Raw genomic sequence first — 13,667 nt, forward strand, 5'->3', positions numbered from 1 at the left:
AATCTTAAAAATGGCTGCTATAGTACGACTAAAGTCTTGTCCTAATTAAAATAGAATATGAAACGTTTATCTTCGAATTTATTATTTAAAGTTTTTTTAGCCATGGTACTTGGTGTTGTTTTTGGACTTTATTTACCAGAGTCTGTAAACAGAATTTTTACCACCTTTAATTCGTTTTTCGGACAGTTTTTAAGTTTCTCGATTCCGTTAATTATTATGGGATTAATAATGCCAGCTATTTCTGATTTAGGTAAAGGTGCTGGAAAATTGTTAGTGCTAACAGCTGCTATTGCTTATGGCTCTACCTTGTTTTCTGGGTTTATGACCTATTTTACGGCATCCAACATATTTCCACAGTTATTAGAATCGCATGTTCACGAGGCTGCACAGATTGCAGATTCAGGACGAGAGTTGTTGCCTTATTTTAGTATCACGATTCCTCCAGTTATGGATGTTATGACGTCTTTAGTGTTAGCATTTGTAATCGGTTTAGGATTGTCTTATCAAGAGCAATCGACTTTAAAATCTGTTGTTAAGGATTTTGAAACTATAATCATGCAAGTCATAGAGAATGTCATTATACCACTCTTACCACTCTTTATTTTAGGGATATTTGCTAGCATGGCGTTTAGCGGAGAAGTGTTTTCAATTCTATCTGTCTTTATCAGTATTATCGGAGTTATTTTCGCGTTACATATTCTACTGTTAGTACTTCAATATTCTATTGCCGGTGTACTTACAAAAAAGAACCCTATAAAGTTATTAATGACCATGTTGCCTGCTTATTTTACGGCCTTAGGTACGCAATCTTCGGCAGCAACGATACCTGTAACTTTAGAGCAGTGTTTAAAGAATGGTGTTTCAGAAAAAATTGCAGGATTTGTAGTGCCGCTATGTGCAACCATTCACTTGTCTGGTAGTATTATGAAAATTACTGCTTGCGCTATGGCATTAATGATCTTGGAAGGTATGCCGTTTAGTTTTACACTGTTTGCTGGTTTTATTTTTATGCTTGGAATAGCTATGATTGCTGCACCAGGTGTTCCTGGAGGAGCGATTATGGCAGCAGTGGGAATCTTACAATCCATGTTAGGGTTTACAGAGGAAATGATTGGACTTATGATCGCGTTGTATATCGCGATGGATAGTTTTGGTACGGCTTGTAATGTTACTGGAGATGGCGCTATTTCTTTGGTGGTAGATCGGATAACTAAGGATAAATTGATTGCTTAGTTTACTGAAAATTATTGACTTTCTTGTAATGTGCTTTAAGGTGGTAAACTTTAAAATTTGATTAGTATGTAATCAGATAATAACAGGTCGTTTCTTTTTCTTAATTTTACGGCTGAAAATTTCAAAATTTATTTAAAATAAAGCGGCTCAAACCCTAAAAATTATGTTAGACGATTTCCTTTTTTATGTGCAGTATGGTGTTAATCATGTATTAGATATTAATGGTTACGACCATGTACTATTTCTTTTAGTATTAACGGTAGCCTATATTTTTAAAGATTGGAAACGCGTTTTAATTCTGGTATCTCTTTTTACTTTAGGGCATACCATATCTTTAATTTTAGCGGCTTATGGTGTGGTGCAAATTAATGGTGCTTTGGTCGAGTTATTAATTCCGATTACCATTATTATAATGGCCTTGTCTAATATATTTACGGCGGGTAAAACCATGAAAAATGGGGTTGGTGTATTGTTTTTTTCTGCCTTATTTTTCGGAATTATTCATGGTTTAGGATTTGCTAGAGAGTTTCATTTATTAATAGGTGGTGCAAGTAATAAGTTACTGCCATTATTGGAATTTGCACTTGGAATTGAAGTGGCTCAAGTTATTATCGTATTCGTAGTTTTATTCTTTAGTTATATTATGCAAACCGTATTCCGATTCTCTAAACGTGATTGGATTTTAGTGGTCTCGTCCATTGTAGTTGGTTTGGTTATTCCTATGATTTTGGAAAATGAATTATTGGGGTAAAAATCAAAAGTTTTCTCAAAAATTTAACGAATTACCGTTGTTACTAAAAGGTTAACCGATTATCTTCGTTAAGAGTTCTTCAATTATTCTAAGAATAAGGTTGTCGTTTTAATCTTATTTAAATTCGAAAATAAGAACTTACCTTAATTTAAATTTTTTTAATGCCGAAAAAAAAGCAGCTTAAGTACGATAAAGCTTATTTACGTATAGCGAGAGAGTGGGGAAAATTATCGTTTTGCGAACGCAAACAAGTGGGTGCTGTTATTGTTAAAGATCGCATGATTATTTCTGATGGATTTAACGGAACACCAACAGGATTCGATAACTTCTGTGAAGATGAAGAGGGGTATACTAAATGGTATGTTTTACATGCCGAAGCTAATGCTATTCTTAAAGTTGCAGCGTCGACACAATCTTGTAAAGGCGCTACATTATATATTACACTATCGCCATGTAAAGAGTGCAGTAAATTAATTCATCAAGCTGGAATTGTAAGAGTGGTGTACTGCCAAAAATACAAAGATAATTCTGGATTAAGCTTTTTAGAAAAAGCAGGCATAGAAATAGAATACATCGAAGACTTATCTGCATAATGATATTTAGAAAAACATATCTACCTATAATTATTGGAGCAGCAGTTGCTGTGGGTGTACTTATTGGTGGTAAGTTAAACTTCTCTGATACTTCCGATAGATTATTCACTTCCAATAGTAAAAAAGAAAAACTAAACCGCTTAATCGATTACATCGATTACGAGTATGTAGACGATGTAAATACAGATAGTATTGTAGATGTTACTGTAAATGGTATTCTTCAAAATTTAGATCCGCATTCCGTATATATTCCTAAGGAAGATATGGAACGTGTATCCGAAAATATGAAAGGCGATTTTGTCGGTATCGGTGTACATTTTTATACGTATAAAGATACAGTAACGGTCATTAGAACCGTAGACGATGGCCCTAGTGATAAGGCCGGAATACTTGGAGGTGATCGTATTATTTTAGCCGATGGAGATTCTCTTTTTGGGAAGTATCTTGAAGATATGGATATCATTCATCGTCTTAAAGGTCCGGTAAATTCTAAAGTGAGTTTGAAAATATTCAGGAAAGACACCAATCAATTTTTAGATTTCGATGTCGAGAGAGATGTTATTCCTATTAAGAGTGTAGATGCGAGTTATATGCTTACAAATACGTTGGGCTATATAAAGATTAATCGCTTTGCAGAATCTACTTTTAAGGAGTTTAAAAAAGCTTTATTGGATTTGAAATCTAAAGGGGCCAAAGGAATTACTATCGATTTACGAGATAATCCGGGTGGTTTTTTAGGTGTTGCCGAACAAATTGTAGATGAATTTTTAGAGGATGAAAAACTGATTCTTTTTACAAAAAATAAAAGCGGAAATATAGATAATACCTACGCGACTAAAAATGGTGATTTTGAAAACGGGGAGGTATATGTTTTAATTAACGAAAATTCGGCTTCGGCAAGTGAAATTGTAGCCGGTGCTTTGCAAGACAACGATAAAGGAACTATTGTTGGACGTAGATCTTATGGTAAAGGTTTGGTGCAACGCGAAATGGATTTGGGCGATGGTAGTGCTGTGCGTTTAACCGTATCAAGATATTATACCCCAACAGGACGCTCTATACAGCGCTCTTACAGTGCCGGAAATAAAGATTATTACGACGAGTATTACGAGCGTTTAGAAAGTGGAGAGCTTCTAGATTCTGCTAAAATAATAGTAGCAGATTCTTTAAAATTCACCACACCTAAAGGAAAAGTAGTGTATGGTGGAGGCGGAATTATTCCTGATGTATTTGTGCCTATAGATTCAAATATGGAAAATGAAACCCTGCTGTTTTTAGAGCAACGTGGTTTTATAAGTTATTTTATTTTTGAAGAATTAGAAAAAGATAGACACCTTTTCGACGTATATAATAAACGTGACTTTATTGATAATTATATAGTGAGCGACGATCTCGTACTTGGGTTTCAAGATTACTTAAATGTACGAACAGCGGCTAATATTACGTTTGTATCCTATCCAGACGAGGTGAAGTTATTCTTAAAGGCTATAATTGCCGATCAATTATTTGGAAAAGGCGCTTATACCGAAGTGTTTAACAAAGACGACGCTATGTTAAGAGAAGTTCTTAAAATAAGTGAACAGCATTAAAAGGTTTTAACGCTGCCACTAATCTTATAAAATATACTTATTTCTGCTTTTTAAACTTCTCTTCAATACGCTTTGAGGTATTCAAGATAAGTAACAAAACGATAGCACATAATAACGCCATTATGGTGATTATTACTACAATACTTTCATCTCCAAAGGGATTGTCAAAATTAATTTGAGTCAGGTTGAAAATAATAAGTGCAAGTGCGATTACCGATAAGATGATTGAGAATATTTTCATATTAAATAAATAAGGCTTTAATGTTGTGCGCAAATAACTTCACTGCAATGGCTAGCAATATAACACCAAAAACTTTACGAATTATATTAATTCCAGTTTGTCCTATTATACGTTCGATAGCAGACGATGTTTTAAGTACGATGTAAATTAAAATAACGTTTGCCAGTACGGCCACTATAATATTTTCTGTTCTAAATTCTGCTCTAAGCGATAATAAGGTTGTTAAACTACCAGGACCAGCAATTAGCGGGAATGCTAATGGGAACACTGTAGCCGTAACCGAATTTTGCTCTTCTTGCTTGTAAAGTGTGATACCTAATATCATCTCTAAGGCGATAAAAAACAGTATAAATGAACCTGCTACAGCAAAAGAATTTACGTCTATTCCAATTAATTTTAGAATACTATTTCCTAAAAACAAGAACACAATTAAAATGACACCTGCGATAATAGATGCTTTTTCACTTTGAATTTGTCCCATTTTTTTACGTAAATCAATAATAATAGGTATGTTTCCTATAATATCTATTACAGCAAATAGAATCATAAATGCTGTGAATATTTCTTTAAAATTGAATTGCATAATTTTACTTCTTAATTTTATTTTTTTTTGCAAAAGTACTAGATTAAAACAGACTATCTGTATTAATTAAATATAAAGTTTGTCTATTTTTGCGGGATGTTTCAAATAGGAAAAACCATAATTTCAGAAGAGATTATAGAGAACGATTTTCTCTGTAATTTGTCAGCTTGCAAAGGTGCTTGTTGTATAGATGGCGATGCAGGTGCGCCGCTAGATCAAAAGGAAGTAACGATTCTTGAGGATATTTATACTAAAGTTAAACCATTTTTACGTCAGGAGGGTATCGACGCTATCGAAGCTCAAGGTACGTCTATAGTGACCGATTTTGGGGAATTCGAAACGCCTCTTATCAATGGTGCCGATTGCGCCTATGTTATCTTCGACGAAAAAAAGACGGCACTTTGTGCTATCGAAGAAGCCTATAATCAAGGTGAAGTCACTTGGAAAAAACCAGTATCTTGTCATTTATACCCAGTTCGAATTAAAGAATTTACAGAATTTTCTGCTGTTAATTACGATCGGTGGGAGATTTGCGACGATGCGTGTACACTAGGTAAGGAACTAGGAGTGCCAATCTACAAGTTTGTAAAAGAAGCTTTAATTAGAAAGTTTGGTGAAGACTGGTATATGGAACTTGAGAAAGTTGCAGAGACGTATAAGTAGACTCTGTTTTGTTATTTATAGATAACTATTTGTACCAATAAGTTCTAGACTTGTTGGTGGTTTTATAAATAGAGGAATAGTGATGTGTGTTTTATACCACGTCTTTAAACTAAATGTTAGACGCAATCTTAGCGTTTTAAGCAGTAAAACCAGTCTGTAATGTTGTAAACTGAAAGGGATTATATAGCCTGTTTTCAAGCTATCTTGGTTCTGAATACTATATAAAAAGAGAAAGCCGTTTAATTAATTAAACGGCTTTCTCTTTTTATATAGTAGGGATAATAGTGTGGAATAAAATGTTATTCCTCTTCTCCTGTAGATTCATTCATAATTGAAGATATAGAAGTTCCATCATGTGCATGATAATATTCTTCTAATAAGTTCATTGTAGCGGTTAGCAAGTCTTTAGTCTCTAATAGCAAGCTAAAGTATAAGGTCGTGTTTTTAGGACTTACTTCTTCCGTTCTTGTGCGCTCTACTTGTTTCTGAATCTTTTCAGTAATTTCTTTATATAACGCATCTTTCTCACTTAAAATATTTCCGATTTCTTCAAAAGAACTAGTTTCAAAAGCTTTTTGCGTCTTATTGAATAAATTTTCAAATAACGAATCGATTTGCTTCAGTTCTTTAATCTGATTGAATTTAAGTTTCTTGTGATTGTTGTTTACGTGTTTGTAACTTACTTTAGAAATGTATTCTAAAGACTGTGTCATGTCCTGTAAGTAGCCTAAAATATTGATATAGAAGTTACTTGCAGCAACGCTAGATTCATCTAAGTTTTTAATAAAATAGAAGATGTTATCTCGTAATTCGTCAATTTCGTCTCCTAATTTATCTACTTGTTTTTTATTCTGCTTTAACGCCAAGTAATCTTGTTTAGATAGTCCGTTTATAGCGCCTGTATAAATTTTATTTACACGTTTTATAGCATTAGATATATTTTTAGCGCTTTCGTGAATAACACCTTGTATAGAGCTACTTTCTGCTCTAATTAATTGGTGTTCTGCTTTCAGCTCTTTTTTCTTTTTATTTAGTTTTAAATAATTTCTTGTCAGTAATATAAGTGCAATTAATAATAAAATACCTACCATAGATGGTACGTGTAAGTTTATTAAATACGCGATGATGGCTGCCGAAATAAATGCGATAAAAGCAGTAAAGAACCAACCTCCAATTACATTTAATACACCAGCTACACGATATACAGCGCTTTCTGCACCCCAAGCTCTATCGGCTAAAGATGTACCCATAGCAACCATAAAAGTAACATAAGTTGTAGATAAAGGTAATTTCATCGATGTTGCAATAGATATAAGTACACTGGCAACCATTAGGTTTACTGCAGCACGAACCATATCGAAAGCAGGTAATTCGTATTTTTTATCTTTGTTAAGAGCAATAGTAGGTTTTTCAAAACGCTTGTCTATTTTCTCCTGTGCTTTCCCAGGTATCATAGTATTAAAGGCGTAAGAAATTCCTACAGCAGTTCTAACCAAACCTCTCGATAAGAAATTAGGTTGGAAACGTTCTTTTGTGTTCGCGTTTTCCGAAGATAAATCGATAGATGTTTTTACAACTGCTTTTGCTTTACTAGAAAACCATAAGGTCGCAATCATTACCATCCCAGAAATAAAGAGCAGTAATGTAGGGGTTCTAACCGCTTCGGCTAAAACTTCCATGCTAAATTGATCTGCAGGAATACCAGATGTAGACCATTCTTGATAAGATTGCCAAGCTGCGATTGGAACTCCAATAAAGTTTACTAAATCGTTTCCTGCAAATGCTAGTGCTAAAGCAAAGGTCCCGACTATAATTATAAGTTTATAGATGTTTAATTTTAAGATCGCGATATAGAAATACGAAATTGCAGTCCATAAGATAAAACTTCCTATTAATATTAGAAGCACATGATTTTCTAAATAGTGAGATATTGTCGAACCATCTAAAAAGGCATAGTTTTCTTCTGCGAAAGATGTGCCCCCAATCCCTTTTATAAAGATGAAATATGAAATTGAAGAAATAGCTACACCTCCAAAAAGTGCACCTACCCATTTCGCTTTTTTTATGAAGTTATAAGATAATAATAAACGCGTAACCCATTGTACGGCGGCACCTACAGTAAATGCGATGACTACCGAGAGTAGTATTCCTACTATAATCTGTGTGGCTTTAGAGGTGTTTATATACGTTACTAAATCCGAGAAACTACCACCATCATGGCCAATTTTAATCAGAGCAATGGCAACCGAAGCACCTAATAATTCGAATACGATAGATACCGTTGTCGATGTCGGCATTCCAATAGTATTAAAGAAATCGAGTAGTAAGATGTCTGTTATCATTACTGCCATGAATATTATCATGATTTCACTAAACATAAACTCACTAGGGTTAAAAATCCCTTTTCTGGCCACTTCCATCATACCGCTAGAAAAGATGGCTCCTATGGCAACACCTAAACTGGCAATAATCATTATAGATTTAAACGAAACGGCTTTAGATCCTATAGCGGAATTCAAAAAATTTACAGCATCGTTACTTACTCCAACAACTAAATCTGCTATGGCTAAAACACCTAAAGCAACAATCATTAATAGATATATATTCTCCATTGTTAATTTTAATAATAGATTGCAAATATCAATAGTGTTTCTGACGGAGACGTTACGTTAATGTTATGATTTTTAATAAAGGGTGAAGTCTTAATGGATGTCATTTTATTGGTTTTAGATCGTGATGATATTTATTTTTTGTAATTAAAATTGAGTTAAATATTGATGATATTAAAGGCATTAACTTCAATTATTGAATAGTTTAAATTGAAATAACGTTTTAATTATTTAATTTTCGATATCACATATTTATTTTTTAAATGGATCTATTTATATACTGAATATTGTATCCATTCAATTTAAAGGTAGAAGATACTATTTTTAATTTAAAATAGAGATGTTGTGACTTCCCGAATTATAGGTTTGTTTTATTTTTTGTGAAACGCATTTTTTGAAATAATTCTAACCCAAGGTATAAAGGAAAGTATAATCTAACGCATACAATTTACGAAGATTGGAGTCAGTGGTTAACTGCAGAAATCCGTTTAGCAACCGTGGTTGCGGGATTTAATATGGTTTTGAATGCGTTATAAAAAACAAGAACTGCCTTAAAAAAGACAGTTCTTTACTTCATGATAAATAGTCGACAAAAACTAATAGATTATATGAATACTGCAAAGAAAGGCATTGTCTTTTATGTGAGTGTAACCCTATTATTATGTTAGTATTAAGTGTCTTTTTGTAATGTTAACATAATATTTGTCTGAAAATCAGTTAAATAAGCTCCAATGTTAAATTAATGTTACCAAATGATTGCCTGAATGTTAATAATTGATTATCTTTGAGGTATAATTAAAAACACGGGCTATGAAAACGAAAATAATATTTGTACTTGCTTTACTAATGGGTGTTGTAACATTTGCGCAAGATAAAAGAGAATTAAAACTTAACGACGGCACTCAATTAATTGAGGCGACGTATTTCCATGATAATGGCGTTGTAAGCCAAACAGGATTTTACACACTAGACGGAAAGTTACAAGGAGAATGGAAACAGTATGATGCTTCTGGAAAGAAACTTACTGCTGCAAATTATAACAACGGAGAAAAAGTTGGAAAATGGTTTTTCTGGGGAGAAGATACTTTAAAAGAAGTAGATTATTCTAACAATGCTATTGCTAGTGTAAGTGAGTGGAGTAACAAATCTACCCGTGTAGTAAGTCAATAAATTATAAAACTATCATAAATGAAAAAAGCATCCTTCTCAGGATGCTTTTTTTATGTTGAACTGTTTATTATTCAATTTCGTTAGCCCAGTCTGGCATATCAGCTCCATTACCAGCTCCAGTTTCACTTGCTACATAATCTGTAGTTAAGTTGTTTTCTGTTACAAATGCAATACCGTTAACCATGAATTCTCCTGCTTCAATTCTAGCTGTAGCTCCTGAACCTTCATCTAACTTAGCGAAAGTATCTATTCCAGAAACAAATAAGTTAGTGTAAGTTTGCATTCCACCACCTTCTTTAAAGTTGATTGCTTGTTCAGACGCTACAAATTTAGCATCATCACCTTTTACAATCGATACATTTATTAATTTAGCATTAGTCATTGGCGTTGCAACATCGTTATCACCATTGTTAGAGCCTTCGATACCTGCTTTAGAAATTCCAGAGATGTATACATTTGTAATAGTACCTGAGTAACCATCTGCAAAATCTAAGGAATCATCGTATGCATTTACAATTGCCAAGTTAGAAGCATTTACAGTTCCTCCAAAGAATTCGATTCCGTCATCTCCACTTTCATAGGCAAAAATATTAGATACTTGAGTACCACTACCTACTCCAAAGAAAGAAACTCCATTAAATTCTTTTGTTGCAGAAAACTTAGAACCTGTATACTCAATTCTTAAATAATTAATTCTACCAGAATCATCTATTTCATTATCTCCCCCGTAAGCTAAGTTACCAACTTCAGAGTCTCCATTAGAACCGGTATTTACAGGAGCATCACCACAAATAATTAACCCACCCCAATCACTTTCAGATTGTGTTGCTTTACCAGAAGTCATAACTACAGGATTATTAGCTTGACCATCAATATAAATTTTAGCTCCTCTTTCTACTGCGATATACATAGATGTACTAGCACCGTTAGGATCTGTTTTAATTGTAGTACCTGCAGGAATAAATAACTCTGCTCCAGACTTTACTACTAAAGGCCCCGTTAAAATATAAGTTTCAGACGCACTTAATGTTACTTCTCCATCTTCAATATCTCCTTGAAAATTATTAGCATCTAATTCAAAAGAACTTGATGGTATTATAGGGTTGTCATCATTACTACTACAGCTTGTAAAAATAAGGCCTGCAATTACCGCTATACCTAAAATTGTTTTTTTCATTTTTCTAAATTTATTAAATAATAGTTTTTTTATTGTTGCAACAAAGAAAGGTTTTACTTGTTGGCTATCGGTTAAGCAAATATTACTATGATGTTAAGTATGTCCAGTTTTTATGTTAATAGAGTTAACATGAAATTTACATAATTTTAGACCAAAAAAAAGGGAATTGACAGCTGTCAATTCCCTTTTTTAATATAGTTTTAAGTGTTTAAAAAATGTATTTTAAAGATAAACTAAACTCTGAACCTGCTTTGTAAGAGCTTACCAAAATATCTCCGGACGTACTACCTTCTACTTTGCTTTGTTCTTGAATACGTTCGAAAGTTGGATCTAAGATGTTTTTAAAAGCCAAACCTAATTGTAAATTTTCAGTAAGATTGGATTTTAAAATAAAATCCAGGTTATTAATTGATTTATCAATCATGTTACCCTTATTTTGAGTTCCTAAAACGGCTAATTTATCTGAAAAATATGCATATGCTAAAGTTGCTGATAAATTACTATGCTCACTAAATTCTGTTAAATATGTCACATCTACATTTGCTAAAAAGTCTGATGCTCCTGCTAGTTTAGCTTCATCAAAAGTAAAGTTTGCTCCAAATCCGTTTTCTTCATATACTTTATCCTTATCTAAATCTTGATTATGGTATATGTAAGAACCATTTACACCAAAAGATAATTTGTTAGTTAAATCATTTTCTTTCTCCATTTCAAAAAGATCTTTACGAACTTCTAATTCTACACCAGTAGCTATAGCTTGTTCACCTGTATTTGCATACGTGATATTTCCTGCGGATGAATTTGTAAACATTTCATTTATTGGATTCTGAATTAATTTACCAAAGGCTGTTAGAGAAATTAATTCGCCACGATCAGGATAAAATTCCCATCCTAAATCCACATTGTAATTCGTAGATGCATACAAGGTTGGGTTACCAATATAATCTTGAGTTACATCTTGAAAAAGGATTCTTACTTTTTCTTTAAATTGTGGTAAGGTATATGTTTTACTTGCAGCAAATTTTAAGTTTTGCTTATCGTTAAGTGTATATTTTGCAATTAAACTTGGTAAGAAATTTAATGGAGAATACTCTGATGAATCTCCATTAGGCTCCAGTAAAGAAATATAATAGACAGATTGATCTAATTGCTCTACTCTTAGTCCTGCAATTACTGAAAATTTTTCACTAAATTGATATTGTAAATTAGCAAAAACAGAATGTACATCTAAATTTCCGTTGTATAGCTGATTGATTTCACTTGATGAATCCCCTTGATTCGGATTGAAATAATTTGGACCTAAATATTCATCTACATTATGTATACCATCTTCACTAAACGTTATACTATTGGCTTCGGGAAAAAATGCATATTGCTGAGAATCAAATTCAATATCCTTCATCTTACCAGAATACCCTAAAGTTGCTTTTCCTTTAAAAAGATCCTCTGCTTCATCTTTATTAAAATTATATGTCACCGCAGCATTAGCAGAAAATTCCTTTTCGTCTAAGTTTTGATAGTAACGGTGGTTATGAATACTAGAATCTGTAAAAAACGTATAGTTTGAAGAATCATCTCTTGCTGGGACAAATGTATTCTGCATACGATCTGGAATAACATTATTCATGCTACTAAAACCAATAGCCCAATTTGCCTCCCACTTATCGTTAAACTGATGTTCTCCTAATACTTGATTTACAAATAATGCGGTTTTGTCGAAAGTTCCTCGTTTAATATAACCTGAAATATCTCCAGCTCCAGGAGCTCCTCCATCAAAGTTTTGATTTGTTCCTTCGTATTCACTATAATCTTGGGAAGTCGAATTTAAAAACATAGATGTAAACAATATTGAATGATTATTGTTTATTTTATAATCTGCAGATCCCATTACCGTTGTATTAGTATTGTGGATATAAGCTCTCTTATAAAAATCTGAATTTATTGTTCCTTGAGCAGTAATGTTACCTCTATCGTAACCTTCTAGAAATTTGTTTTCGGCATCAAAAGAAGCTGTTATGAATGCTCCAATACTACTTTCTTCTCCAAATCCAAATTTCTTTCCTCCAGATAACGAATAATTATTATTTAATGTATTTTTGCTTTCTTGTCTATCCCAACTTGTTCCATAGTCATATGGTAATAATGGATCGTTTGGTTTACTTCCAGTGGCAAATCCCCAGTAATTCGGACCATCTTGTAAATAGAAATCATCTACTTTTAAAACATTTGAATTTGCTCCTAAACCAGCAGCAAAGCTTACAAAAGGAGAGCCTGAAAATCGCTTAGAACGAATATCGATATTCGCTCCTCCAAAATCAGCATAGTTTTGAGATTCAAAAGTTTTACTAATCCCCACATATTGAACGATATCTGTTGTGAAAATATCTAATATTATGTTTTTGTTTGAAGGATTATTAGAAGGTAATGGCAAGCCATTTAATGTTGTAACGTTATATCTGTCTCCTAAACCTCTCACAAAAATACTCCCTGAGCCCTCTTGTTTTGAGATTCCACTCACTTTAGTAACAGCTGTTGCAACATCACTAACTCCTTTTCTAGAGAGTTCATCTGCTCCAATAGAAGCTTGAAAGGAAACTGCTTTTTTCTGTCCTAATAATAAAGCACTTTCACTTTCTTTTCTGGTTGTGGTTTGTATAACAACTTCGTCTAATGCAGCTGCACTAGCACTCATTGTAATATCTATTTGTGTGGCATTACCTGCAGTAACCTCTACTGGAACTTCTTGGGTTTGATAGCCTACAAAACTATAAATTATAGTGTATGTACCTGGGGTTACATCTGTAAAAGCATAAACACCATCCATATCAGATGTTGTACCCGTAGTTGTGCCTTTAATTAAAATGTTTGCAAAGGCTAGTGATTCGTTATTGTATTCTTTATCTGTTAATTTACCTACTATCGAACCGGTGTCTTGAGCGTAAGAAAACGCGGTCATTAAAAATACTAATGCTATTAAAAATTGTTTCATTTTGTCGTTTATTTTCACAAGGGCAAATAAACTTCTGTTTTTCCGAATCAGCTAGAATCACGGGTTAAT

General features: G+C 33.1%; 11 protein-coding genes. 6 read left to right on the top strand and 5 right to left on the bottom strand.

The features are described 5' to 3' along the window. The first annotated feature begins 57 nt into the window (after positions 1–57). The 4 genes from ACFFVB_RS09025 to ACFFVB_RS09040 all read left to right on the top strand — a co-directional run bounded on the left by ACFFVB_RS09025 (position 58) and on the right by ACFFVB_RS09040 (position 4,166). Complete coding sequence (locus ACFFVB_RS09025) at positions 58–1,233, top strand: dicarboxylate/amino acid:cation symporter (protein ID WP_382382396.1); 1,176 nt, start codon at positions 58–60, stop codon at positions 1,231–1,233. Positions 1,234–1,396: 163 nt separating this feature from the next. Next, the gene (locus tag ACFFVB_RS09030) at positions 1,397–1,984 is read left to right on the top strand and encodes a HupE/UreJ family protein (protein WP_382382397.1); all 588 of its coding nucleotides are present in this window, start codon (positions 1,397–1,399) and stop codon (positions 1,982–1,984) included. Positions 1,985–2,145: 161 nt separating this feature from the next. Then, positions 2,146–2,577 carry a deoxycytidylate deaminase gene (locus tag ACFFVB_RS09035; protein WP_382382398.1) on the top strand — a complete coding sequence of 144 codons (432 nt, stop codon included), beginning with the start codon at positions 2,146–2,148 and terminating at the stop codon, positions 2,575–2,577. Then, on the top strand, positions 2,577–4,166 hold the full coding sequence (locus ACFFVB_RS09040; RefSeq protein WP_382382399.1) for a S41 family peptidase: 1,590 nt from the start codon (positions 2,577–2,579) through the stop codon (positions 4,164–4,166). The genes ACFFVB_RS09035 and ACFFVB_RS09040 overlap by 1 nt, the downstream gene beginning before the upstream one ends. Positions 4,167–4,203: 37 nt before the next feature. Here ACFFVB_RS09040 and ACFFVB_RS09045 read toward each other — a convergent pair whose 3' ends face one another. After that, positions 4,204–4,407 carry a hypothetical protein gene (locus tag ACFFVB_RS09045; protein WP_382382400.1) on the bottom strand — a complete coding sequence of 68 codons (204 nt, stop codon included), beginning with the start codon at positions 4,405–4,407 and terminating at the stop codon, positions 4,204–4,206. Position 4,408: 1 nt separating this feature from the next. Next, positions 4,409–4,990 (bottom strand): MarC family protein, encoded by a 582-nt coding sequence (locus tag ACFFVB_RS09050; RefSeq protein ID WP_382382401.1) that lies wholly within the window; start codon positions 4,988–4,990, stop codon positions 4,409–4,411. A gap of 96 nt (positions 4,991–5,086) precedes the next feature. Here ACFFVB_RS09050 and ACFFVB_RS09055 point away from each other — a divergent pair, with 96 nt between their 5' ends. Further along, on the top strand, positions 5,087–5,653 hold the full coding sequence (locus ACFFVB_RS09055) for a DUF3109 family protein (protein ID WP_382382402.1): 567 nt from the start codon (positions 5,087–5,089) through the stop codon (positions 5,651–5,653). A gap of 299 nt (positions 5,654–5,952) precedes the next feature. Here ACFFVB_RS09055 and ACFFVB_RS09060 read toward each other — a convergent pair whose 3' ends face one another. Next, complete coding sequence (locus ACFFVB_RS09060) at positions 5,953–8,265, bottom strand: inorganic phosphate transporter (RefSeq protein ID WP_382382403.1); 2,313 nt, start codon at positions 8,263–8,265, stop codon at positions 5,953–5,955. Between the two features lie 807 nt (positions 8,266–9,072). On the opposite strand from ACFFVB_RS09060, the gene ACFFVB_RS09065 reads away from it, so the two are divergent. Then, positions 9,073–9,432 carry a toxin-antitoxin system YwqK family antitoxin gene (locus ACFFVB_RS09065; protein WP_382382404.1) on the top strand — a complete coding sequence of 120 codons (360 nt, stop codon included), beginning with the start codon at positions 9,073–9,075 and terminating at the stop codon, positions 9,430–9,432. Between the two features lie 67 nt (positions 9,433–9,499). On the opposite strand, the gene ACFFVB_RS09070 is transcribed toward ACFFVB_RS09065, so the two are convergent. Beyond that, the gene (locus tag ACFFVB_RS09070) at positions 9,500–10,609 is read right to left on the bottom strand and encodes a beta-helix domain-containing protein (protein ID WP_382382405.1); all 1,110 of its coding nucleotides are present in this window, start codon (positions 10,607–10,609) and stop codon (positions 9,500–9,502) included. 208 nt (positions 10,610–10,817) lie between these two features. Continuing rightward, a complete protein-coding gene (locus tag ACFFVB_RS09075) occupies positions 10,818–13,598 on the bottom strand; it encodes a TonB-dependent receptor (RefSeq protein ID WP_382382406.1) in 2,781 nt (926 codons plus the stop codon). Positions 13,599–13,667 lie beyond the last annotated feature (69 nt).

This window comes from Formosa undariae, assembly GCF_042427615.1.
Taxonomy (GTDB): Bacteria; Bacteroidota; Bacteroidia; order Flavobacteriales; family Flavobacteriaceae; genus Formosa; species Formosa undariae.